The organism is Massilia timonae CCUG 45783, from assembly GCF_000315425.1.
Classification (GTDB): Bacteria; Pseudomonadota; Gammaproteobacteria; order Burkholderiales; family Burkholderiaceae_D; genus Telluria; species Telluria timonae.
In genome coordinates, this window is the sequence record NZ_JH992922.1 from 266022 (window position 1) to 287988 (window position 21967).

A 21967-nucleotide genomic window follows, 5' to 3' on the forward strand; every position below is an offset into this window, starting at 1 on the left:
ACCCGGCATGCCCGGCGCACAGGCCGGGCACAAACCAAGACAACATTACGGCAGCGGCTTGCCGTCCACGTCGATGCGGCGCACCTCGCCCAGGTTCAGGGCGCGGATGTCCTTCTCGACCTTGGCCATGTCGCCCACCACCACCCACACCAGCCCGTCGGCCACGAAGCTGCGCGCGGCCAGGGCGTTGGCCTGCTGCGGCGTGAGCGCCAGCGCCTTTTCGGTATAGGTGTTGAAGTAATCCTCGGGCAGGCCGTACTGCAGGATCGTGGAATAGGCGCCGGCCAGCTGGCCCGCGGTCTCGAAGCTGCCCGGCAGGCGCAGGGTTTTATTGTCCTGCGCGAACTTGAGCTCCTCGTTCGCGATCGGCTTGGCGCCGGCGATGTTGCGGTATTCGCCCACCAGCTCCTTCAGCGCGTCGCCGGTCTTGTCGGTCTGCACCGGCGAGACGCTCATGAACTGGCGCTGGCCGATCGCCGGCGACACCAGGCTGCGCACGCCGTACGACCAGTGCTTGTCTTCGCGCAGGTTCATATTGATGCGCGAGCTGAAGGTGCCGCCGAACACGTCGTTGACGATCTCGAGCGGCAGTGCCTCGGGGCTGTTACGCGGCGGCGCCAGCTGGCCGCCCAGGATCACGCTCTGCAGCGCGCCGGGACGGTCGACCAGGTAGACCACCGGCGCGGCGCGCGGCGCCACCGTGTCGATCACTTTCTTGGGCACCTCGCCCGCCTTCCAGGCGCCGAAGGCTTTCTCGAGCATCGGCTTGATCTCGGCCAGCGTGGTGTCGCCCACCACCAGCAGCGTGGCGTTGTTCGGCTTGAACCAGGTGGCGTGGTACTTCACCAGGTCGGCGCGCGTCATGCGCTTGACGGCGTCCTCGGTGCCGGTGCCGGTGCCCGGCTTGGCGTACACGTGGTTATGCCCGTACAGCAGGGCCGGCGCAAGGCGCATCGCGATCGATTGCGGATCGGACTTCTCGCGCGCGATCGCGGCCAGGCGGTCCTGCTGCAGGCGCACGAATTCGTTCTGCGGGAAGGCGGGATTGAGCACCAGGTCCGCATACAGGTTCAGCGCCTGCGGCAGCGTGGCCTTGAGCGCGTTCATGCCAACGAAAGCGCCGTCCAGGTTGGTGCTGGCGCCGAAGGTCGCGCCCAGGCTTTCCAGCTCCTCGCCGATCTGCAGCGATTTGCGCGAGCTCGTGCCTTCTTCGAGCATGCGCAGGGCCAGGCTGGCCACGCCGGGCATCGTGGCGCTGTCCGAGGCGTAGCCGCTGTCGACCAGCATCTGCAGGTTGACGATCGGCGCTTCATGGCGCTCGGCCAGCACGACATTCAGGCCGTTCGACAAGGTGGTGCGCTGCATCGGCGGCAGCTTGAGCGACATCGCCTTGCCGGTGTCCGGCGCCTTGCTGCGGTCCAGGCCGGTATTGGTCGCTGCCAGGCCGGTCGGGAACGGGTCGATCTGCAGCACGAAGTCGCCGTCGCTGAGCCAGTCGTTCATGACCTTCCTGACCATGGCCGGGGTCGCGTCCTTGATGCGCTGCAGGTAGACCTTGTAGCAGTCCGGATTGCCGGTATAGGTCTCGCACGAGGCCAGCAGGTCGCTCTTGCCGCCGAAGCCGCCGACGCGCTCGATCATGCGCGTGTACTGGGCCAGGATCGCGGTCTTGGCCAGGCGCAGCTCGGCGTCCGTCGGGCCGCTCTTCATCAGCGCGCGCAGCTCTTCGTCGGCGACTTTTTCCATCTTCGCGACGTCGGCGCCCGGACGCGCGGTCAGGGTCATGCTGAACTGGCCGCCGATCTCGGACGAGCTGTCGCTCGCGGTCGCGCTGGTGGCCAATTGATCCTGGTACACCAGGCGTTTATACAGGCGCGAGGTCTTGCCGCCGCCCAGCACGCGCGCCGCCAGGTCGAGCAGCGCTTCCTCTTGCGTGTGCGCGCCCGGCACGTTCCAGGTGCGATAGATGCGCGACTGCGGCACGCGGTCCTGCGCCACCGTGCGGTGGGTGCCAGTGCGCTTGGCGATCCAGGCGTCATGCTTGGCCAGCGGCGGGCCCGGCGGGATCGCGCCATAGAAGCGCTCGACCTTCTCGCGCGCTTCTTCCGGCGAGATATCGCCCGACAGCACCAGCACCGTGTTGTTTGGGCCGTAGTTCTGCTTGAACCAGTCCTGCACGTCGGTCATCGAGGCCGCATCGAGGTCTTCCATCTTGCCGATCACGGTCCAGGAATACGGATGGCCGGCCGGGTAGGTATTGGTGGTCAACAGTTCCCAAGCAATGCCGTAGGGCTGGTTCTCGTATTGGCGCTTTTCGTTCTGCACCACGCCGCGCTGGATGTCGAGCTTCTTCTTGTCGACCGTGCCGAGGAGGTAGCCCATGCGGTCGCTCTCGGCGAACAGCGCATAGTCGAGCATCGAGGTCGGCACGTTCTGGAAGTAATTGGTGCGGTCCTGGTTGGTGGTGCCGTTCAGGTCGGTCGCGCCGATGCGCTCCATCGCGTTCAGGTAGGTGTGCTTGAAGTTGTCGCTGCCGCTGAACATCAGGTGCTCGAACAGGTGGGCGAAGCCGGTCTTGCCCACCTTCTCGTTCTTGGAGCCGACGTGGTACCAGGTATTGATCGCCACCACCGGCGTCTTGCGGTCTTCGTGCACCAGCACCGTCAGCCCGTTCTTGAGCGTGAACTTGGTGTACTTGATGTCCGGGATCGGGATGTCCGGCGTGGCGGCCGGCTTTGCCGGCGCGGCCTGGATGGAAGACGTGCCGAACGCAAGCGCGAGCGCTGCGGCCAGGCCGATGGTGCGACGAACGGAAACTGCCATGCTTCTCCTCCTGAAAGGGGCGGGACGGGAATGAAACGCACAAGGCGCGCCTCAGGGACGCGCCTCGCAAACATTCATTCTAGGCAGGTTTCACGTTGTCAACAAACAAAAACATGATGCATATGCCAGGTTTGACCCAACATCATGCAGCGCGCATCACTTGGGGACCTCAGCGCGGCACGATACGGAGCAGGCTGCCCTTGGCTTCGTCGGTCAGTACGTACAGCTGGCCGTCCGGGCCCTGGCGCACGTCGCGCACGCGCTTGCCGACAGGCAGCAGCTCCTGGGCCGTTACCTTGCCCTGGGCGTCGAGCTGCACGCGGCGCACGTCCTGGCCGGCCAGGCTGCCGCTGAACAGGCTGCCCTGCCATTGCGGGAAGGCTTTACCCGTGTAGAAGGCCAGGCCCGACGGCGCCGGCGACGGCGTCCACACGACGATCGGCTGCACCGTGCCCGGCACCACCTTCATGCCGATCGGCTCGCGCGTGCCGTAGTCCAGCGTATAGCTTTGCAGCGGCCAGCCATAGTTCTTGCCGGCCTCGATCACGTTGATTTCGTCGCCGCCGCGCGAGCCGTGCTCGTTGGCGTAGACGCGGCCGCTCTTCGGATCGCGCGCCAGGCCCTGCACGTTGCGGTGGCCGTAGCTGTAGATCTCGGGACGGGCGTTGTCCTTGCCGGCGAACGCGCCCTTGCCGACCGGCTGGCCGGTGTCCGTCAGGTGCAGGATCTTGCCGGTGTGCGAGGCCAGGCTCTGGGCATGGTCGCGCGCCAGCATATTGCCGATGCGCTGAGGCGTATTGCCGCCGTCGCCGATGCTCATCAAGAGGGTGTTATCGGGCAGGAACAGGATGCGCGAGCCGAAGTGCTGGCCGCCGCTCTTGCCCAGGTTGACCGCGAAGAGTTGCTTGATGCCGGTCACGCGCTTGCCGTCGAACACGCCCTGCACCAGCACGGTCCGGTTCTCGTCGTCGGTGCCGCTGGCCATCGTCATGTAGATGCGCGGGTTGGTTTTATCGGCGGGATGGACCGCGATGTCGAGCAGGCCGCCCTGGCCGCTGGCATACAGGTTCGGCAAACCGTCGAGAGGAATTTGCTGGAAGCTCTTGCCGTTTAACAGGTGCAGCGTGCCCTGCTTGCCCGTGACCAGCATGCGGCCATCCGGCAACCACGCCATGCCCCAGGGTTGCGGCGCGCCGGTGGCGACCGTTTCGAGCTTCCAGCCCTTGGCCAGCGGCGGCTTGTCGACCGGCGTCACTTCTTGCGCCACGGCGGCAGCGCCGACCGTCGCCAGTGCGGCGGCCAGAACCAGTTTTTTGCTCAAGAACTTTCTGACAATACTCGGCATAACTTCCTCTCTCAAAAAACATTGAACACTTGACATCGTAGCTGATTCGCCGCATTTTCCATCATTTTATCTGCACGTTCGACGCAATCGGCGTATCATTGATGGTTCAGCGAACCAGCGTAAGGACTCCCTTCAATGATTCAACGACGCTCCTTCCTCAAGAGCTCTCTCCTCCTCGCATCTTCCTCCCTCGCCCTTCCAACCCTTGCCAAGAATACATCACCTGACAGCAGTGTCCTGTCGGGCGAGTGCTGCCTGCGCTTCTACAATACGCACACCGGCGAGAAGTTGAAGAGCACGTTCTGGGCCGAAGGCGAGTTCGTCCCCGATGCCCTGAAAGACATCAATAAAGTGCTGCGCGACCACCGCAGCGGCAAGGTCGCCGAGATCGATCCGCAACTGCTGCTGCTGCTCGGCCAGCTCAATAGCAAGCTCGACAACAGCAAGGAACTGCACATCATCTCGGGCTACCGCGCGCCTGAATCGAATGCCTTCCTGCGCAGCCACGGCAGCGGCGGCGTCGCCAAGCGCAGCCTGCACATGGACGGCAAGGCAATCGACATCCGCCTGCCGGGCACCGACCTGCGTAACCTGCAGAAAGCGGCGATGTCGCTCAAGGGCGGCGGCGTCGGCTATTACGCCAGCTCGCAGTTCGTCCACATGGATACCGGCCGCGTTCGGTATTGGTAAGACCATGACGCGGCAGATCGTCCGCGTTGTGTCTTCGCTTGCCATGGGCTCCGTGCTCATGGCCGCTTCACTCTGCCTGCCGCTTCACGCCGCCGGCCAGAACACCGTCACCGTCAAGTCCACCCGTGACCCGGTCGACAAGTCCTACCGCAAAATGATCCGCGGCATAGAGCGCTTCGAGCGCGAACGCGCCTTCGCTCCCAACGCCACCCTGCGCTTCCAACTGCTGCCGCGCCTGCCGTCGACGGACATGCGCGGCATCACCTTGCGCATTGCGGGCGACACCGTGTCGGTGCCGGTGCCCGTCGATGAGAACAATTTCTTCGTCCTGCCGCGTCACGCGCAAGCCTTGCAGGAAGACGCCGCCGTGCTCGCCAGCCGCAAGACCGCCAGCATGACCTGGCGCGCGCGCATCGAATCGCCCGGCCTGCCCGCTGGCACGCGGCGCCTGGGCGACCTGCGCCTGGAATGCCGGGTGGGCAAGGAAGCCGGCCTGGTCTCGAACAGCTCGCCGCTGTTCGGCTGGATTTCGGACGCGCTGAACACGCCCGAGGGCGTATGCACCAGCCCGGACGGCAATTACCTGTTCTTTGCCGAACGGCCGATCTTCGCGGTCACGCTGCGCGCCGGCGAGCGGATGGAGACATTGCCTTTCAATATGCTGTACGCCGGCGGCGAACAGACGCCCGACATGCTGCCCTTCTGCGACTGCCAGGCGCTGCTCGACCGCACTTATTATGTGCCGCTGTGGGATGCCAGCTGGCCCGACGATACGCTGGTCGAGTTCGAATACATGGTCGATGCGCCAAGCGGGGTGGCGCCATGAAGCTGCCCTTTGCCCTGTGCGCGGCGCTGCTGGCGGGCTGCGCGACGCAGGCACCGGCGCCGGGTTCCGTCGTCGCGGCCGAGCGGCTGTCGGCAGCGGTGGTGGCCGGGCGCACGACGAAGGCGGAGTTGCTGGCCGCCTTCGGCCCCACGAAAAGCGTGCGCTTCGACAGCGGCTACGAGGCCTGGGTGTATCAGTCGCCGGCCGGCGGCGGGCGGTTCAGCGAATTCGTCGTGCTGATCGATCCCGCCGGCGTCGTCAGCAAGACGCGCACACGCGCGCAATCAACACCATGAACATCCGGTGCACCGGATTCATCGACAGTGTGTAGCACCTAACAAACATGATTCGCCAACTCTGCGAAGGTAATGGCAGGGCGAACCTTCGCCACCTGTACAAACATTCACGGAGGAATCATGACGACCACTGCAGACGACAACTTCAACGACTGGCTGCGCGATGCCCACGCGATGGAAAAGCAGGCAGAGCAGATGCTGACCGCGCAGGCCGAGCGCCTCGAACACTATCCTGAGCTGCGCGCACGCATCGTCCAGCACATCGACGAGACCCGCTGGCAGCACGGCATCCTCGACGAAATCCTGGCCCGCCGCGGCACCGACAACTCGATCCTGAAAGACATCGGCGGCCGCCTGGCGGCCTTCGGCCAGGCCGTGGGCGGCATGGCGGCCAGCGACGAAGTCGTTAAGGGCGCCATGGCCGGTTATGTGTTCGAGAACGTCGAGATCTCGAGCTATACGGCGCTGATCGCAGCGGCGAAATCCGTCGGCGACACGGCAACCCAGGCCCAGCTGGAGCAGATCCTGGAACAGGAAAAGGCGATGGCGGCCTGGCTGCTGGACCATCTGCCGCAAATCACCCAGGCCTTCCTGGCGCGTTCGGCCACTCCGGGCGTGGAAGCGAAGAAGTAATCGCACCAGTTTGAAGCTGCCCATTTATTGGGCAGAGACAATGGTTTGGAATGGCGCGGTTTGCGCTGTTCCAAACCATTCGTCATTTGGCGCATCAAAATGTCGGCGCCGGTGTCGAATCCGGGAGTGTTGCTTCGTCGTGGCGTTCAGAGGGATGCCCTCTGCCGCTACCACACAAGGAGATCAACCATGTCCACCAATACCGTCGAGCTGCACCGCGTACTCAAATCGACCCCGCATCGCCTGTTCCGCGCCTTCACCACTCCCGGCGCCTATGCAAAATGGCTGCCGCCTTATGGCATGTTCGCCACCGTCCACGAGATGGATGGCCGGGTCGGCGGCCGCTACCGGATGTCCTTCACCAACTTCACCAACGGCCGCAGCGAGACCTTCGGCGGCGAGTTCCTGGAGCTGGAACCCGGCAAGCGCGTGCGCTACACGGCCGAGTTCGACGACCCGCAATTGCCCGGCCAGATGCAGACCACGGTCGTCATGCGCGAAATCTTTTGCGGGGTCGAGGTGCATATTAAGCAAGAAGGCATTCCTGCCCAGATCCCGGTCGAGCTGTGCTACCTGGGCTGGCAAGAATCGCTCGAACAACTGGCAAAACTGGTCGAGCCCGACATCAAGGACTGAGCGCGCGAGAGGCGGCCATGCGCATCGGGCATCTGCGGACCATGCTGTTGCCGTTCGTGGCCATGCTCATCGGCCTGACCCTGCTCGCCTGCGGTGGCGGTGGCGGCAGTCCAGGCATCACCGGCGCGGTCCCGCCACCGGCCAGCACCGGATCGCTGGCCGTCAGCGCCAGCGGCCTGCCGGCCGGCGTCAATCCCGCCCTGCGGGTCACCGGTCCCAACAATTACCTGCAAGACCTCACACAATCGCAAACCCTCGCCAACCTGGCGCCCGGCAGCTATAACGTGTCGGCCTCGGCTGTCACGAGCGGCGGCGTCACCTACCAGCCGGCGCCCGCCTCGCAAGCGGCGACCATCAGCGCCGGCGCCACCGCGTCCGCCACGGTGAGCTATGGCAGCGGCACGCTGACGCTCGTCACGACGCAGGTCGTCGCCGGGCTCGACAACCCGACCTGGCTGACCGCCCCGCCCGGCGACCTGCGCCTGTTCGTCAGCGAGCGGCCGGGCCGGGTGCGCATCGTCGACAACGGCAGCACGCGCGACCAGCCCTACCTCGACATCGGCGCGCGCGTATTCACCGAAGGCGAAGGCGGGCTGCTGTCGTTCGCCTTCGATCCGCAGTTCGCTCGCAACGGTTATTTCTACGTCTGCTACACCGACTTGCAGCGCAATATCGTGATCGAGCGCTTCAGCGCCGGCGCCACGGCAACGGCCGCCAATCCGACCTCCGGTCTGGTCATCCTGCGCATCGCGCATCCGACCTACCAGAACCATGTCGGCGGCCAGCTCGCCTTCGGCCCGGACGGCTACCTGTACCTGGGCACCGGCGACGGCGGCGGCGCCAGCGATCCGCAAGGCAATGCGCGCAACCAGGCCAGCCTGCTCGGCAAGCTGCTGCGCATCGACGTGGCGGGCGCCACGGCCGCCCACCCCTATACGATTCCCACCAGCAATCCCTATCGCGACGCGACCGGGCGCCGCCCCGAGATCTGGGCTTCCGGCCTGCGCAACCCGTGGCGCTTCAGCTTCGACGCCAGCCAGCTGTATTTACCAGACCCCGGCCAGGACCGGCGCGAAGAAATCAATATCGTCGGCACGGCCCAGGCCAGCCTGGACTATGGCTGGAACGTCATGGAAGGAACGCTGTGCTACGGCGCCGAGACTTGCGAGCGCGCCGGGCTGACCCTGCCCGTCTTCGAATACGACCACGGCGCGAACGACGTCAACGGTTGCTCGATCACCGGCGGCTTCGTGTACCGCGGGCGCGCCCTGCCCGAGCTGGCGGGCCGCTATTTCTATTCCGATTTGTGCGGCGGCTACCTGAAGAGTTTCCTTGCCACCGGCAACGGCATCATCGAACAGCGCGACTGGGAGATCGACGACATCGGCCGCATCGTGTCTTTCGGCCAGGATGCCCAAGGCGAGCTGTACTTACTCACTGGTGGCGGGGCCATCCATAAAATTGGACGCGGCCCCACACAATGAGTTTAGAATAAAGAGATGGCACGCCTACAACTCAATCTTCCCGAAGACCAGTTTTACTATTCGACGCAGCTGACGGTACGGGTCACGGACATCAACGCCGCCAACCACCTGGGCAATGAATCGATGATCGCGATGATCTCCGAAGCCAGGGCGCGCTTCCTGTTCGAATTCGGTGTCGCCGAGACCGAGCGCGACGGCAACGGCATCATCGTCACCGACCTGGCCGCGACCTACCGCGCCGAAGCGTATGGACGCGACCAGTTGCTGTTCGAAGTCGGCGTCATGGATTTCAACAAGTACGGCGGCGACCTGATCTTCCGCATCACCCGGCCGCGCGACAAGACCCTGATCGCCATGGCCAAGTCCGGTTTCGTCTTCTTCAACTACAAGACCAGCCAGGTGTGCTACATGCCCGACGATTTCCGCAACAAGTTCGATCGCGTAAACTGGATCGACTAAGAGATCACACCCCACTGTACGCCCCGTCCCGGTTTCCGGCACGGGGCGTTTTGTTTTCTAAAAATAGTTGGAACTTTTCGGAGTACTCGGCGGAATACAAGAAAAGAAGACTGCCATGACCTCGACGACAGAACAACTTGACACCGACCTGCTGCGCCAGGTCCACGCCGGGCAGGCCGAGGCGTTCACGGCGCTGTACCGGCGGCACCAGGGCCCCTTGTACCGCTACGCGCTGCTGCGCTGCGGCTCGGGCGATGCGGCGGCCGACATCGTGCAGGAAGCCTTCATGGGCCTGCTGACGGGACGGCTCGGCTACGACCCGCTACGTGGCCAGCTGCAGCACTTCCTGTTCGGCGTGGCGCGCAAGCTGGCGCTTAAGCTGGACGAAGCGCACCAGCGCCATCCACGGTTGCCCGAGCCGTTGGACGATGAAGGCGAACCGGACCTGGACGCGGCCAGCGACGCCGCCGGACCGCTGGCGCGGCTGCTCGGCAACGAAGTGGCGGAAGAGGTGCGGCGCGCGCTGTCGCTGCTGCCGCCGCACTACCGCGATCCGGTGATCCTGTACGAGTTGCACGACCTGTCGTACCAGGAGATCGCCGCCGTCTGCCAGGTCGACATCGGCACCGTGCGCTCGAGGCTGGCGCGTGGGCGGGCGGCGCTGGCCAAGCGGCTGCACGGGCTGCAAGGCGCACCGTCGAACGATGCCCACCTCGCCTAGGACGGGCGACAAGCGAATGACGCTGGAAGGAAGAATGATGAACGACCGACACGACGATCTCGACCCGCTACTGGCCACCGGCTTGGCCGCGCTGCGCGGCGAGCTGGCGGGGCACGACGCGCCACGCTGCGTGGAAAAGGAATTGCTGCAGGCCTTCGCCCGCCAGTTCCCGAAAAAGCAGCCCTGGTACCGCAAGCTGTCGCTGCCCCAATGGGGCACGGCCGGCGCCCTGGCCTCGCTGTGCGGCGTGGCCGTGCTGCTGGCGCTGGCGCCGCACCAGGCGATCACGGTCGGTCCGCCGGTGATCGGCGTCGACGACGGCGCCGCCTTCATCGCCCTCGAATCGCTGGAAAGGATCGAGCGCGAACCCTATACCCGGGTGGTCGAGGCCGAGCTGCCGCAGAGCGCGCTGGCGCCGCTGGGCATGCCGCTCAACCCGCAGACCGCGGGCGAGACGGTGCGCGCCGAAATGCTGGTGGCGCAGGACGGCCATCCCCTGGCGGTGCGCCTGAGCGCCGTCAACTGACACGATAGACTGTGAGGACTGTATGAATACCAGAACCATCCTGATCGCCACCCTGCTGGCAAGCGCCTTCGCTCCCGCCCTGGCCGAGGACTATACGATCGACCAGGGCAGCGACGGCGAGCGCCGCATCGTGATCCGCCAGGGCACGGTGACCCTGCCGCCCGGCCAGCAAGCCGCGCAGCGCGCCGGCGACAGCGCCAGCCTGGCCGCGTCCATGCTCAGGATCTCGGGCGCCGGCATCGTCAAGAACGCGCCCTACAGCGCCGAAGCGGTCTCGGAGAGCATGCAGCGGCTGGCCGACGGCAACCAGATCGTCAACACCTCGCGCTCGATGCAGTATCGCGACGGCGCCGGCCGCACCCGCACCGAAGTGCACGGCGACGACGGCGAAGTGCGCACCATCACCATCAGCGACCCGGTCGAAGGCGCGCGCTGGATCCTGAACCCGCAGCGCAAGAGCGCCACGCGCCTCGACATGACGTCCGAGCTCGCCCGCGCCGAAGCGGATGCCGCGCGCGCGGCGGCGACGCAGGCGCGGCGCGCCGCGGACCAGGCGCGCGAGCGCATCGACCAGCTGCGCAGGGAAGGCAAGCTGCCGGAGGGCACGCACATCATCGTCAAGGACGTCCAGCGCGGCGCGCAGCCGACCGAGGTGCGCGTGCGTGTCGCCGAGCCCATGCCCGCGGCGCGGGCGATGTCGGCCCAGATCGCGCCGCTGATCATCGGCGCCGCCAACGACGGCAAGTGGTCGGCCAAGGCGGTCACGCGCGAACTGGGCGGACGCGATTTCTCGGGCGTGCGCGCCGAAGGCAACCAGCGCAGCTACACGATCCCGGCCGGCGAAATCGGCAACCGCGCGCCGATCGAGGTCAGCAGCGAAACCTGGTACTCGCCTGAGCTGCAGGTGACGGTGTACCACAAGCGCAGCGATCCGCGCAGCGGCGACGTGGTGTACCGGCTAGACAAGCTCAAGCGCGGCGAGCCGCCTGCGGCCTTGTTCAGCGTTCCATCGGACTATACGGTGCACGATCCGCTCAAGGTGAGCAACAGGAAGGACGGAAAGGACGACTAGCGCCTGCCCGGGCTCGACAAGACGACGGCGCCCCGCGGAGCGCCGTCGTGTCTGGAGAAACAATTGGCCGCATATCCGGCCGCCGCCTCAACTACCCCGCTTCTTCTCCAGGATGGTTTCGTTGAACCACTCATCGATCATGCGCTTCTCGGCGCGCAGGCTGTCGCTGTCCGACAGGCGGTTGATGCGCTGCATATAGTTCATGTCGGCCAGCCGCGCATCGCCGCCCTTGAGCACCTGCCCGTTCTGGGTCAGCGAATAGCGCAGGTTGATGATCGGCCAGTCCGCCGTGCCTTTCAGGATGCGCAGCTCGCGGCCACTGCGGAAATTCGGGTATTCGCGGCCGGCCAGGTCGACATCAAGGACGTCGATCGTCAGGTCCTGGCCTTCCGGCAGCTGGGCGCCGAGCTTGGTGAAATACTCGCTCAACTCCTTGAGCACCTGCTCGCGCTCCCATGGCGCGAAAGGCAGGTCGGCAAACTTGTCGGACTCGATGTAATTCACGGTGACGCCGGCCGATGCGGCGCCGGCTGTCAGCGCGAACAGGCCCGCAAAGGCCGTTTTCATCAGTAATGATTTCATCGCTTTTAGCTCCTCGGATTACTTTTATCGTTCGTCTTGCATTGAAATATACGCCGCTTCGGGCAGCCGCGCTCGTCTCGAATCGTCCAACTTTTGTATCGAAATGTTAGGCCTCGCACATGCCCCATAGATGGTGATGGATGAGAATGGCACAAGGGAGAATGCCATGCCGGAAGGTCCATCGCTCGTCATCTTGAAGGAACAATCGGCCCGTTTCGTCGGCCAGGACATCGTGCGCGCCGGCGGCAACGTGCGCGCCATCGACCCGGGCCGGCTGGTGGGCCAGCGCATCGTCGGCCTGCACACCTGGGGCAAGCATTTCCTGATCGAGACGCCCGACCTCGTCCTGCGCATCCATTTTTTGCTGTTCGGAACCTACCGCATCGACGAGCGGCGCGACAAGGAGCCGAGACTGTCGATCGAGACCGAAGACGGCGGCGAAATGAATTTCTACGCCTGCGCGATCCGCGAGATCGACCGCGCGACCTTCGAGGCCTACGATTTCAGCGCCGACGTCATGTCGGACAGCTGGGATCCTAAGCAAGCGCGCAAGAAGCTGCGCGCGCGGCCCGAACTGCTGGCCTGCGACGCCCTGCTCGACCAGGACATCTTTTCGGGCGTCGGCAACATCATCAAGAACGAGGTGCTGTTTCGCATCCGCGTCCATCCGCTGTCGACCATGGGGGCGCTGCCGGCGCCCAAGCTGCGCGCCCTGGTCGACGAGGCGCGCCAGTACAGCTTCGACTTCCTCGGCTGGAAAAAAGCGTTCGTGCTCAAGCAGCACTGGCTGGCCCATGCCAGGAAAATCTGCCCGCGCTGCGATATTCCCTTCAAAAAAGCCAATCTCGGCAACACGCGACGGCGCGCCTTTTACTGCGAGCGTTGTCAAAAACTTTACAATTGAAGCAGGCTGTCTTGTGCCCGCAACACCGCCTCTTTGAGCGGGCTAGCTGTTACATTGCCGCTGCATAATTTCAATATTGCCTGTTGTTAATGGTCATGTGTCGTACTACAATCGACTTGACTCTGGGCTACATTTACGTTCAGAAATATTCTATCCCAGACAACTTTTCAAACGATATCGGATTCGTCTATGTCCTTTCTGTCTTCCGCTGCGCCCAAGCTCGCACCCTGGAAAGTATTGCTGGTCGATGACGAACCCGACATCCATGACATTACCAAGCTGACCCTGTCGCGCTTCCGCCTCGACGGCCGCGCGCTATCCTTCGTGCATGCCTACAGCGGCGCCGAGGCGAAGGAAGTGCTGGCGCGCGAAAAAGACATCGCGCTGGTCTTCCTGGACGTGGTGATGGAGCGCGAGGACAGCGGCCTGGAAGTGGCGCGCTGGATGCGCCAGGAGCTCGACAACCAATTTACCCGCATCGTGCTGCGCACCGGCCAGCCAGGCCAGGCGCCGGAAGAACGCGTGATCGTCGACTACGACATCAACGATTACAAGGAAAAGACCGAGCTCGACCGCACCAAGCTGTTCACCACCACCTTCGCCGCCCTGCGCGCCTACCGCGACATCATGAAGGTCGAGGAAGCGCGCCGCGTGCAGCAGACCTACCGCGAAGGCCTGGAACGGGTGATCGCCGCCTCCGCCCACATCTTCCAGCAACGCAACCTGAAAGACTTCGCCAACGGCCTGCTGCAGCAGGTGGTGGCCCTGCTGCGCCTGGAACAGAGCATGCTGCTGCGCCTCAAGGCGGCCAGCGTGATCACCGGCACCAGCCAGTACGAGGTGCTGGCCCAGATCGGCGACATGGGCGAGGAAGAGATCGGCCCGGAACTGCTGTCCCAGCTGGACGACGCGCGCCACAACCGCATCTCGCGCCTGCACGGCGACACCTATGTCGGCTACTTCCCGAACAATAGCGGCAAGGCCTCGCTGCTGGTGCTCAAGGGCGTGGACGAGATCTCGGACATCGACGCCCAGCTATTGGAAGTGTTCTGCTCGGGCGTGGCGATCGCCTTCGACAACATCCTTCTCAATCAGGAAATCACCGATACCCAGGCCGAACTGATCCTGCGCCTGGGCGACGTGGTCGAATCGCGCTCGCACGAGGCCGGCAACCACGTGCGCCGCATGTCCCAGGTCTGCCACATGCTGGCGCAAGCGTCGGGCATGCCGGAAGACGAGACGGCGGTGTTGATGCACGCCGCGCCGATGCACGACGTGGGCAAGATCGCGACGCCCGACGCGGTGCTGCTCAAGCCGGGCCGCCTGACCGAAGAAGAGTGGGAAATCATGAAGCAGCACCCGACCATCGGGCTGCAGATCCTGGACGGCTCGCAGCGCCCGATCCTGAAGGCGGCGGCGGTGATCGCCCACCAGCACCACGAGAAGTTCGACGGCACCGGCTATCCGCAGGGGCTGCGCGGCGAGGACATCCACCCGTATGCGCGCATCGTGGCCGTGGCCGACGTGTTCGACGCGCTGAGCCACAAGCGCTGCTACAAGGATGCATGGCCGCCGGCGAAGGTGACCGAGCACCTGCGCGAGGTGGCGGGGCATCACCTGGATCCGAAATATGTGGACCTGCTGATCAAGAATATGGACAAGGCGCTGGCGATCAATGAGAAGTGGCCGGACTGACAGGGAAAAGCGGAGTAGCTAACGTTTCCGCTTTAACCTGTTGAACGATAACGCTGTGACGATTGAAACAACCACGAAGGCATTAACAATAATATTGCCAGCCTTTTCTACGTACATAGTTGGTTCAACAAGCAAGATCGCGACATACGCCAACACTGCAGCTAAAAAACCTAGGCCTAACGATACTAGTGTGCGTTTCATGGTGCGAAATTCTCCGCATTTGGACAGTTAAAGCACCCCAAATCCAAATATCATGTTGGGCATGGTTTGATCGAGAGTTCTACGAAATTGAAATTTCAAATTCACAAGCAATGGCAAGCGAACTTTATGATCTTGTCAAAAATATTGTGAGTGGTGGAAAGCCTTTTTGAGCCACATCATTAGCTACTGCTGACCTTGTTCAAGTAGAAATTTTGTCTTTACTGCAAGCTGTTCTAAACAACTTCGGCAAGGTGAAACACTATGAGGCCAGCAGTATACAGAGGCGACCTCGGTGAGCTTCTAGCTAAATACATGGGAAGACATGCGGGTCGGGATCAAGAATGTGCCGCGTTAGTTCAGACTGTTACTAACGTTGGACACACTAGCAGGTGGCAACCTGGGCCACGTGTTGTTGATCAAAATTACATAGAACCGGGAACTGTCATCGCTAATTTTGTGACAGAGAACGGACAGTCAAGGTATCCAAACCGTAGTGGTTGGCATGTAGCTATCTTCCTAGATTTCGGTCCAAGATATGTAAACGGGGGCTATGCAAACATTTGGGGCTTAGATCAGTGGCGTGGTTCATCAGGTGTAGCTAGAAGAAGTAAGAAAGCATGCTCAAGAGAAGAAGCTAGAAGAAATAATGTAAGAGCTTCTAACAATGCTAATGAATACTATATTGTGCTAGTGCCATGAAAAATATTCTTCTCGCCCTTGCGCTCTTGTCTTCTAATTCCTTTGCTCAAACATTAGAATGTCCTTCAAAATCTGGCAAAGATAAATTGCATGATGCTAGTGCATACTTTGACGACAAAATCAGTGAGATACAAGGTGGATTCATAGAGAAAAAAAACGGCTATGATTTGACCTTGCCTCTCAATGTCAAGTATCTAGCATGTGACTACAAAAACAACAAGAAAGTTTGGAAAGAATTCACACCGGAAAAAGAAGTCAAGAACTGCACCATGGAAGTTAGAGAGAAAACGAACGGCAACAAGACAGCCCCCTCTGTCAGGATAGATGTCGCGTCACTTGAATCACTTTAATCCATCCGGGGGCGGAGCAAAGACGCGCAGTGAATCAGTACCCAGCAGAACGCAAGGAAGCCATTCTTCGGCAAATGATGCCACCGGAGAACAGGCCGGTATCGGCCCTGGCGAAGGAGAGCGGCATCTCGGAACAGACACTTTATACTTGGCGACGAAATCTACAGTCTCAGGGAGTGCCGGTGCCGGGAAATGGAAAGAATGCGGTCGTGTGGTCGTCGGCCGACAAGTTTGGCGTGGTGCTGGAAACGGCACACATGAACGAGGCGGAACTGGCTCAATACTGTCGTGGCAAAGGCTTGTTCGTCGAGCAGGTTGCCGAATGGCGCGAGGCCTGTCAGCAGGCCAATGAAGCACCGGCCGAGCGCAACCGGGAGCTGCGCGAGCAAAGCAAAAGCGACCGCAAAGAAATCAAGCAGTTGAAGAAGGATTTGCAGCGCAAAGAGAAGGCACTGGCAGAGGCAGCGGCGCTGATCATTCTCAGAAAAAAAGCCCAGGCGATCTGGGGGGAGCCCGAGGACGATTGATCGGCACTCCAGATCGCCAGCAGGTGATTGCACTGGTTGAAGAAGCCGTCGACGGCGGGTGTCGGCGTGCACAGGCCTGTAGCGCCTTGGAGATCAGCCTTCGCACCTATCAGCGCTGGATGCGCGACGGTGACGGCGATAACGGCCAGGTTGACGGACGAAAAGGCAGCCGCCGCGTGGCGCCGGCCAACAAGCTGAGCGAAGACGAGCGCCAGCGAATTCTGGAGGTTGCCAACAGCCCTGAATTTGCCAGCAGTCCGCCTAGTCAGATCGTGCCGACCTTGGCTGATCGAGGCGAGTATTTGGCATCAGAATCGACTGTCTACCGGATCTTGAAAGACGAGAAGCAGCAGCATCACCGCGGCCGCGCAAAGAAGCCAAGCACAAGGGTCGTCACGAGCCACTGCGCAACCGAGCCGAACCGCTTGTGGGCGTGGGACATCACGTGGTTGCCGACCGGAGTGCGGGGCTTGTATTTTTACTGGTACATGGTACTTGACGTCTACAGCCGCAAGATCGTCGGGCACGAAGTGAATGTCGCCGAGTCGGCTGAAATGGCATCGCTGCTGATGCACAAGGCCAGCTTGGCCGAGGGACTGGCCGGGCGTGAGGTGGTGCTCCACTCGGACAATGGCAGTTCGATGAAAGGCTCCACAATGTTGGCGACGTTAGAAAAGCTGGGGATCATGCCGTCGTTCAGCAGGCCTCGTGTGAGTAACGACAATGCCTACGCCGAGTCACTGTTCCGGACCTGCAAATACCGGCCGAACTATCCGAGCAAGCCGTTTGAAAGTATCGAAAAGGCGCGGCAATGGACGCTGTCATTTGTGCAGTGGTACAACCATCAGCACAAGCACAGCGGCCTGAAATTCGTGACGCCTGCGCAGCGCCATGACGGCAGGGACGCGGCGATCCTGAACCACCGCAAGCAGATCTACGAGGCTGCGAAGCAACGCCATCCGGAGCGCTGGAGTGGGGCTACTCGGGACTGGGAATTGAACGATGAAGTCTGGCTGAATCCGGAACGGAAACCGCCAGAGCAATTAAGAAAAGCCGCATGACTTGACGCGACATCTTTGTTGACAACTACCGACAGCAAAGCTTTATTGCAAATAAATTCAGTTAGCAAACTACAAGCCCTTTTGGGTGGCTTTTTTAAGATTTAAATGTAATAACAACTCAGAATAAGTTACATGTACACACTCGCACTGCTACGGCACCGGATTGCTTTCATCACTTAGTCTTGCGCTGCGACTGCGGAAACCGCAAGTGATACCGCAACCCCTCCCCCGGCGCACTCTCCACCCTGACCGTCCCGCCCAGCGCCCCCGTCACCAGGTTGTACAGGATATGCGCCCCCAATCCGCTCCCACCCGTCCCACGTTTGGTGGTAAAGAACGGATCGAACAGCTTGTCCAGCGTGTCCTTGTCCATCCCCGCCCCATCGTCGGTATAGTCGAGCACCACCCAGCCATCTTGTTCGACCGCCGCGCGCACCGTAATATTGCCCGGCTGGTCACGCTCGAACCCATGCACCAGCGAATTCATCACCATATTGGTGACGATCTGCGACACCGCCCCCGGATAACTGTCCAGCACCAGATCCTTCGGGCAGTCGACGTCCACCTTCACCGGCCGCCCTTTCAGCTTCGGCTGCAGTGACAGCAGCACTTCCTTCAGGTACGCGTCCAGATTGAAGCTGCGGATATCGCCCGACGACTGATCGACCGCCACCTGCTTGAAGCTGCGCACGAGCGCCGCCGCGCGCTGGGTATTGGTGGTCATGATGCGCAGCGACTGGTCGACCACGTCGAAGAAGGTGGCCAGGCTCTCTTCGGTCATCTCGCCCGCCGCCAGTTCTTCGCGCGTGAGCTTGAGTTCCTGCACCAGGTGGCTGGTCGCCGTCACGCAAATGCCCAGCGGGGTATTGATCTCGTGCGCCACGCCCGCCACCAGCCGTCCCAGCGACGCCAGCTTTTCCTGGCGCACCAGTTCCGATTGCGCCTCCTGCAGCGCGTGCAGGGCGTCATTCAGCGCCGCATTCTGCTGCTCCAGTTCCTGCTTGGCCTTGCGGATCTTGCGGTCGGCCTGCATGCGCGCGATCGCCACCGCCACGTGGCTGGCCATGAAGGCCAGCAGATCCAGCTCGGCCTTGGTATAGACGATGGCCGGGTCGTAGCTCTGCACCACGATCACGCCATACGGCTTGTCGTGGACCAGCATCGGCGCCCCCATCCAGCTCGCGATCTCGGTATTGCCGAGGGGTTCGGTGACGATGCCGTTGGCCACCAGCTGGCGGAAGCTCCCCAGGTCGTGCAGCTGCGCCTGCTTGCTCGACAAGACGTAGGAGCACATGGCCTTGCCGAACGGGAAGCGCTGCAGCGGCGGCGTGCTGTCCTTCTGGTCGACGAAATACGGGATGCTGATTTCTTCGGTGTCGGGGTGATAAAGCGCGATCAGGAAGTTGTCGGCCACCATCAGCTCGCCGATGATTCCGTGCAGGCTCGCGCTCAGGGCGTCGGTGTCGAGCGCCTGGGCCGACAGGTCGGCGATCTGGTACAGCGCGTGCTGCACCTTCTCGGCGCGCCCGCGCTCGGCCACTTCGTGGGCCAGCGCCGCGGTGCGCGCCGAGACTGCGCGCTCCAGCCGCTCCACGCTCTGCAAGCCCTGCAGCGCGTTGGACACGTGGTTGGCGATCAGGGCGAACAGCGCCTGGTCTTCCGCGCTGTAGGTCTGCTCGGGGGAATAGCTCTGGATGACGATCGCCCCCAGCGCCTGGTGATTCTGGTCCAGCAGCGGACAGGCGACGAAGTGCTCCGGCACGCTGCCGCTGCCCCAGCGCCCGCTACTGCGCAGGCGTTCGTGGAAATCCGCCGCCGTCAACACCAGGGTCTGGCGATTCAGCAGCACCCACGCGGTCGGCGACTGCTCGGGCGAGGCCAGCGTGATGCGCTCGTTGGGATCGCGGCTGCCGTCGGCCTCGTCGACGAAATAAGGGAAGCGCACCGTACCGTCTTCGCGGTCAGCCAGTGCGACGTAGAAATTGGCCGCATACATGATGCGGCCCAGCGCCCGGTGCACGGCCTCGATGAATGCGGTGATGTCGCTGCAGCTGGTCGATAATTGCCCGATCTCGAGCAGCATCGACTGGACCGCTTCCAGCCGGTCAAGACGTTCCATGCTTCCCCCACGTAATCAAAAAATGCGCAGAGGAAATAGTAGCAGCTTGCCACCCGCCGCAGCAGCCTGCGGCAAGTAAATGTGGTTTTTCAGCGCGGGGCGCGGAAATCGTTCTCGATCCAGGCCAGGGCCGAGGCCTGGGTCAGCTTGAAGGTCGGGGCCACCCGCACCTTCGCCACCTGCTCGCCCATCTCGTCCGTAGCGGCCAGCATGGCATAGGGATCGTCGTCGTCCGGCACGATGTCGAGCGTCACTTTCAGTTCGCCCTCGCCGGTCGAGACGAACAGGTTCTTGTGCAGGATTGCGTGCATGTGCTGCTCGTGGCGGCGGATCACCTCGGACGCGGTCTTGATCAGCGTGTTGAAGGCATTGACGTCGAGTGGCTTCGGATTCTTCTTGTCGCGGCCCATGGTCCAGGGGCCGACCAGGGCCGGCTCCGGCTGACCATCCTTGTACATCGCCACCGCCCAGCCTTCGTCATCGTCGTTCTTGATCACGCGCGCGGTCCATCCGTTGCCCTGCCACAGGCGCGGCTCCTGCACCGGGCCGGTGTCCTGTTCTTCGTCGTCGTGATCGTGGGTCTGGTCGTTCATCTGCTTCCTTCTGCGTCGCTTGCGCCAAAACCACGATCATAGAGGAAACGGGACCCATGAAAAAGCCCGCACGTGCAGGCAGTGCGGGCCTTTTGACGCTGACTCGACAATATCAGGCCGGGCAGTCGTCGACGATGCGCGGACAGCGCCAATCGGGGCCCGGCGGCGGCACGATCGGCGGGCCCACGGGAATCGGCCGCGGGTCGCCGTTCGGCGCCGGCGTGTGCCGGTTGGACGGGTGATGCGGGTTGATGATGATCGGCGGTATCGCGGGCGGCGCCGATGGCGGATCTTTGGGACTGCTTTCGACCACGGCCAGGCGGTCCCGGATTCCATGAAACGCTGCTTGCATAGGATCCCCCTGTAACAGAGAGAACCAGTATAGGAAACCCGGCAGGCATTACAAGCAAAAAATTGCCGGCATTTCTGCCCGGCCCCGGCTATGCACGTTTCGTCCCGCAAAACGCGCGGCCTGTCGCACGCCGGTGGCCGCGCGCTGCGCCCAGGCATACAGTTCGAGCATGCAAGAACAAAACGTGCAACCGACTACCACCCCAACTACGAGGACCGCCATGAAAAAATACGCCCCCTACATCATCCTGTTCCTGTTCGCCGCGCTGCTGTTCAACAGCTGGGGCAACGACATGACGATGCACTTCGACGGCGACGAAATCGACGGCCCGCTGGGCTGGATGCTGGCCACCCTGTTCGCGGGCGGCGGCGCCTTGCTGGCGCTGTTCATCACCATCATGGTGGGCGTGCTGCTGGCGGTGGTGTTCGCCGGCGTCGGCGTGATGCTGCTGGGTTCGCTGGGCATTGGCGCCATCGTCCTGGCGCTGGCCATCTCGCCGCTGCTGCTGCCGCTCGTGATTCCGGTGGCGCTGGTCTGGTACCTGATGAGCCGCTCGCGCAAGGTCAATCTCGAAAAAACCGCGACCGCCTGAACGTCGTCACGATTTCCTCTGTTGGCCGGGGTTCTCCCCCGGCCTTTTTTATGACTGCTTGCGCGCCACGTACTGCTCGTAGCCGCGCGCGCGCAGGGCGCAGGCCGGGCAGGCGCCGCAGCCGTGGCCCCAGGGATGCGCGTCGCCGCGCTCGCCCAGGTAGCAGGTGTGGGTGTCGAAGCGGATCAGGTCCACCAGCGCGTCGCCGCCCTCCTGCTGCGCCAGTTCCCAGGTCTGCGCCTTGTCGATCCACATCAGCGGGGTCTCGACCTTCAGGCGCGTCGCCATGCCCAGGTTGAGCGCCACCTGCAGCGCCTTCATGGTGTCGTCGCGGCAGTCCGGATAGCCCGAGAAATCGGTCTCGCACATGCCGCCCACCAGCACGTTCAGGCCGCGCCGGTAGGCCACCGTGGCCGCCACCGTCATGAACATCAGGTTGCGGCCAGGCACGAAAGTGTTCGGCAAGCCGTTTTCCTGCATGGCGATCTCAACATTGCTGGTCAAAGCCGTGTCAGAGATTTGCGCGATCAGCGACAGGTCGATCATGTGGTCGTCGCCCAGGCGCGCATCCCAGCCGGGATTGAGCGCGCGCAGCTTCGACAGCAGGGTTGGGCGCACCTCCAGCTCGATCGCGTGGCGCTGGCCATAATCGAAACCGATCGTCTCGACCCGCGCATAGCGCTGCAGCGCCCAGGCGAGGCAGGTGGTGGAGTCTTGGCCGCCGCTGAACAGGACGAGCGCGGTGTCGGAAGATGGAGTGGTCATGGTGTGAAAGGCAAGA

General features: G+C 62.8%; 23 protein-coding genes. 16 read left to right on the forward strand and 7 right to left on the reverse strand.

Annotated features, from left to right (window positions below):
* Positions 1-45: 45 nt before the first annotated feature.
* Together HMPREF9710_RS01030 and HMPREF9710_RS01035 are read right to left on the reverse strand one after the other, a co-directional pair.
* Positions 46-2823: a M16 family metallopeptidase gene (locus HMPREF9710_RS01030; RefSeq protein ID WP_005663038.1), complete on the reverse strand. Its 2778-nt coding sequence runs from the start codon at positions 2821-2823 to the stop codon at positions 46-48.
* Between the two features lie 169 nt (positions 2824-2992).
* A complete protein-coding gene (locus HMPREF9710_RS01035) occupies positions 2993-4144 on the reverse strand; it encodes a PQQ-dependent sugar dehydrogenase (RefSeq protein ID WP_229409701.1) in 1152 nt (383 codons plus the stop codon).
* 159 nt (positions 4145-4303) lie between these two features.
* On the opposite strand from HMPREF9710_RS01035, the gene mepK reads away from it, so the two are divergent.
* From mepK to HMPREF9710_RS01085, 10 genes are all read left to right on the forward strand, one after another.
* Positions 4304-4858: a peptidoglycan L,D-endopeptidase MepK gene (mepK, locus tag HMPREF9710_RS01040; RefSeq protein ID WP_005663043.1), complete on the forward strand. Its 555-nt coding sequence runs from the start codon at positions 4304-4306 to the stop codon at positions 4856-4858.
* A gap of 58 nt (positions 4859-4916) precedes the next feature.
* On the forward strand, positions 4917-5684 hold the full coding sequence (locus tag HMPREF9710_RS01045) for a hypothetical protein (protein WP_229409703.1): 768 nt from the start codon (positions 4917-4919) through the stop codon (positions 5682-5684).
* On the forward strand, positions 5681-5980 hold the full coding sequence (locus HMPREF9710_RS01050; protein ID WP_005663047.1) for a hypothetical protein: 300 nt from the start codon (positions 5681-5683) through the stop codon (positions 5978-5980). The genes HMPREF9710_RS01045 and HMPREF9710_RS01050 overlap by 4 nt, the downstream gene beginning before the upstream one ends.
* A gap of 120 nt (positions 5981-6100) precedes the next feature.
* The gene (locus HMPREF9710_RS01055; RefSeq protein ID WP_005663049.1) at positions 6101-6613 is read left to right on the forward strand and encodes a ferritin-like domain-containing protein; all 513 of its coding nucleotides are present in this window, start codon (positions 6101-6103) and stop codon (positions 6611-6613) included.
* A 189-nt stretch (positions 6614-6802) separates the two neighbouring features.
* Positions 6803-7249: an SRPBCC family protein gene (locus tag HMPREF9710_RS01060; protein ID WP_005663050.1), complete on the forward strand. Its 447-nt coding sequence runs from the start codon at positions 6803-6805 to the stop codon at positions 7247-7249.
* Positions 7250-7266: 17 nt separating this feature from the next.
* Positions 7267-8733 carry a PQQ-dependent sugar dehydrogenase gene (locus tag HMPREF9710_RS01065; RefSeq protein WP_005663052.1) on the forward strand — a complete coding sequence of 489 codons (1467 nt, stop codon included), beginning with the start codon at positions 7267-7269 and terminating at the stop codon, positions 8731-8733.
* Between the two features lie 15 nt (positions 8734-8748).
* Positions 8749-9192, forward strand: coding sequence for a thioesterase family protein (locus HMPREF9710_RS01070; RefSeq protein ID WP_005663055.1), 444 nt, complete (start codon positions 8749-8751; stop codon positions 9190-9192).
* 115 nt (positions 9193-9307) lie between these two features.
* Positions 9308-9913: an RNA polymerase sigma factor gene (locus tag HMPREF9710_RS01075; protein ID WP_005663056.1), complete on the forward strand. Its 606-nt coding sequence runs from the start codon at positions 9308-9310 to the stop codon at positions 9911-9913.
* 37 nt (positions 9914-9950) lie between these two features.
* Positions 9951-10439: a hypothetical protein gene (locus HMPREF9710_RS01080; protein WP_005663058.1), complete on the forward strand. Its 489-nt coding sequence runs from the start codon at positions 9951-9953 to the stop codon at positions 10437-10439.
* A 22-nt stretch (positions 10440-10461) separates the two neighbouring features.
* Positions 10462-11511, forward strand: a complete 1050-nt coding sequence (locus tag HMPREF9710_RS01085; protein ID WP_005663060.1) for a hypothetical protein — start codon at positions 10462-10464, stop codon at positions 11509-11511.
* Positions 11512-11598: 87 nt separating this feature from the next.
* Here the strand turns inward: HMPREF9710_RS01085 and HMPREF9710_RS01090 are convergent, their stop codons facing one another.
* On the reverse strand, positions 11599-12093 hold the full coding sequence (locus HMPREF9710_RS01090) for a DUF3016 domain-containing protein (protein ID WP_005663062.1): 495 nt from the start codon (positions 12091-12093) through the stop codon (positions 11599-11601).
* Positions 12094-12259: 166 nt separating this feature from the next.
* Between HMPREF9710_RS01090 and HMPREF9710_RS01095 the strand changes: the two genes are divergently transcribed.
* The 5 genes from HMPREF9710_RS01095 (at position 12260) to HMPREF9710_RS01110 (ending at position 17530) form a co-directional block, all read left to right on the forward strand.
* On the forward strand, positions 12260-12997 hold the full coding sequence (locus HMPREF9710_RS01095) for a DNA-formamidopyrimidine glycosylase family protein (protein ID WP_005663064.1): 738 nt from the start codon (positions 12260-12262) through the stop codon (positions 12995-12997).
* 189 nt (positions 12998-13186) lie between these two features.
* Entirely contained in the window at positions 13187-14692 is a 1506-nt protein-coding gene (locus tag HMPREF9710_RS01100; protein WP_005663066.1) for a DUF3369 domain-containing protein, read from the forward strand.
* 513 nt (positions 14693-15205) lie between these two features.
* A complete protein-coding gene (locus HMPREF9710_RS28880; protein ID WP_157225476.1) occupies positions 15206-15592 on the forward strand; it encodes a BPSL0067 family protein in 387 nt (128 codons plus the stop codon).
* On the forward strand, positions 15589-15942 hold the full coding sequence (locus HMPREF9710_RS27615) for a hypothetical protein (RefSeq protein WP_157225404.1): 354 nt from the start codon (positions 15589-15591) through the stop codon (positions 15940-15942). Before HMPREF9710_RS28880 ends, HMPREF9710_RS27615 begins: the two co-directional genes overlap by 4 nt.
* A 29-nt stretch (positions 15943-15971) precedes the next feature.
* A protein-coding gene (locus HMPREF9710_RS01110) for an IS3 family transposase (RefSeq protein ID WP_229409704.1) occupies positions 15972-17530 on the forward strand; the annotation gives its coding sequence in 2 pieces (ribosomal slippage) (positions 15972-16434 and positions 16434-17530; 1560 coding nt in all).
* Between the two features lie 172 nt (positions 17531-17702).
* Here HMPREF9710_RS01110 and HMPREF9710_RS01115 read toward each other — a convergent pair.
* The 3 genes from HMPREF9710_RS01115 to HMPREF9710_RS01125 form a co-directional block, all read right to left on the reverse strand.
* Positions 17703-19649 carry a GAF domain-containing sensor histidine kinase gene (locus HMPREF9710_RS01115; protein ID WP_005663074.1) on the reverse strand — a complete coding sequence of 649 codons (1947 nt, stop codon included), beginning with the start codon at positions 19647-19649 and terminating at the stop codon, positions 17703-17705.
* An 89-nt stretch (positions 19650-19738) separates the two neighbouring features.
* The gene (locus tag HMPREF9710_RS01120) at positions 19739-20242 is read right to left on the reverse strand and encodes a hypothetical protein (RefSeq protein WP_005663076.1); all 504 of its coding nucleotides are present in this window, start codon (positions 20240-20242) and stop codon (positions 19739-19741) included.
* A 112-nt stretch (positions 20243-20354) separates the two neighbouring features.
* On the reverse strand, positions 20355-20594 hold the full coding sequence (locus tag HMPREF9710_RS01125) for a hypothetical protein (RefSeq protein WP_005663078.1): 240 nt from the start codon (positions 20592-20594) through the stop codon (positions 20355-20357).
* A 220-nt stretch (positions 20595-20814) separates the two neighbouring features.
* Between HMPREF9710_RS01125 and HMPREF9710_RS01130 the strand changes: the two genes are divergently transcribed.
* Positions 20815-21186 (forward strand): hypothetical protein, encoded by a 372-nt coding sequence (locus tag HMPREF9710_RS01130; protein ID WP_005663081.1) that lies wholly within the window; start codon positions 20815-20817, stop codon positions 21184-21186.
* A 48-nt stretch (positions 21187-21234) separates the two neighbouring features.
* On the opposite strand, the gene queC is transcribed toward HMPREF9710_RS01130, so the two are convergent.
* Positions 21235-21951 (reverse strand): 7-cyano-7-deazaguanine synthase QueC, encoded by a 717-nt coding sequence (gene queC, locus HMPREF9710_RS01135; protein ID WP_005663083.1) that lies wholly within the window; start codon positions 21949-21951, stop codon positions 21235-21237.
* Positions 21952-21967 lie beyond the last annotated feature (16 nt).

Excerpts from the sequence above, each read along its gene's own strand:
- HMPREF9710_RS01030 (WP_005663038.1), bottom strand. The coding sequence starts at position 2,823 with ATGGCAGTTTCCGTTCGTCGCACCATCGGCCTGGCCGCAGCGCTCGCG.
- mepK (WP_005663043.1), top strand. The coding sequence starts at position 4,304 with ATGATTCAACGACGCTCCTTCCTCAAGAGCTCTCTCCTCCTCGCATCT.
- HMPREF9710_RS01045 (WP_229409703.1), top strand. The coding sequence starts at position 4,917 with ATGGCCGCTTCACTCTGCCTGCCGCTTCACGCCGCCGGCCAGAACACC.
- HMPREF9710_RS01050 (WP_005663047.1), top strand. The coding sequence starts at position 5,681 with ATGAAGCTGCCCTTTGCCCTGTGCGCGGCGCTGCTGGCGGGCTGCGCG.
- HMPREF9710_RS01055 (WP_005663049.1), top strand. The coding sequence starts at position 6,101 with ATGACGACCACTGCAGACGACAACTTCAACGACTGGCTGCGCGATGCC.
- HMPREF9710_RS01060 (WP_005663050.1), top strand. The coding sequence starts at position 6,803 with ATGTCCACCAATACCGTCGAGCTGCACCGCGTACTCAAATCGACCCCG.
- HMPREF9710_RS01065 (WP_005663052.1), top strand. The coding sequence starts at position 7,267 with ATGCGCATCGGGCATCTGCGGACCATGCTGTTGCCGTTCGTGGCCATG.
- HMPREF9710_RS01070 (WP_005663055.1), top strand. The coding sequence starts at position 8,749 with ATGGCACGCCTACAACTCAATCTTCCCGAAGACCAGTTTTACTATTCG.
- HMPREF9710_RS01075 (WP_005663056.1), top strand. The coding sequence starts at position 9,308 with ATGACCTCGACGACAGAACAACTTGACACCGACCTGCTGCGCCAGGTC.
- HMPREF9710_RS01080 (WP_005663058.1), top strand. The coding sequence starts at position 9,951 with ATGAACGACCGACACGACGATCTCGACCCGCTACTGGCCACCGGCTTG.
- HMPREF9710_RS01085 (WP_005663060.1), top strand. The coding sequence starts at position 10,462 with ATGAATACCAGAACCATCCTGATCGCCACCCTGCTGGCAAGCGCCTTC.
- HMPREF9710_RS01090 (WP_005663062.1), bottom strand. The coding sequence starts at position 12,093 with ATGAAATCATTACTGATGAAAACGGCCTTTGCGGGCCTGTTCGCGCTG.
- HMPREF9710_RS01095 (WP_005663064.1), top strand. The coding sequence starts at position 12,260 with ATGCCGGAAGGTCCATCGCTCGTCATCTTGAAGGAACAATCGGCCCGT.
- HMPREF9710_RS01100 (WP_005663066.1), top strand. The coding sequence starts at position 13,187 with ATGTCCTTTCTGTCTTCCGCTGCGCCCAAGCTCGCACCCTGGAAAGTA.
- HMPREF9710_RS28880 (WP_157225476.1), top strand. The coding sequence starts at position 15,206 with ATGGGAAGACATGCGGGTCGGGATCAAGAATGTGCCGCGTTAGTTCAG.
- HMPREF9710_RS27615 (WP_157225404.1), top strand. The coding sequence starts at position 15,589 with ATGAAAAATATTCTTCTCGCCCTTGCGCTCTTGTCTTCTAATTCCTTT.
- HMPREF9710_RS01115 (WP_005663074.1), bottom strand. The coding sequence starts at position 19,649 with ATGGAACGTCTTGACCGGCTGGAAGCGGTCCAGTCGATGCTGCTCGAG.
- HMPREF9710_RS01120 (WP_005663076.1), bottom strand. The coding sequence starts at position 20,242 with ATGAACGACCAGACCCACGATCACGACGACGAAGAACAGGACACCGGC.
- HMPREF9710_RS01125 (WP_005663078.1), bottom strand. The coding sequence starts at position 20,594 with ATGCAAGCAGCGTTTCATGGAATCCGGGACCGCCTGGCCGTGGTCGAA.
- HMPREF9710_RS01130 (WP_005663081.1), top strand. The coding sequence starts at position 20,815 with ATGAAAAAATACGCCCCCTACATCATCCTGTTCCTGTTCGCCGCGCTG.
- queC (WP_005663083.1), bottom strand. The coding sequence starts at position 21,951 with ATGACCACTCCATCTTCCGACACCGCGCTCGTCCTGTTCAGCGGCGGC.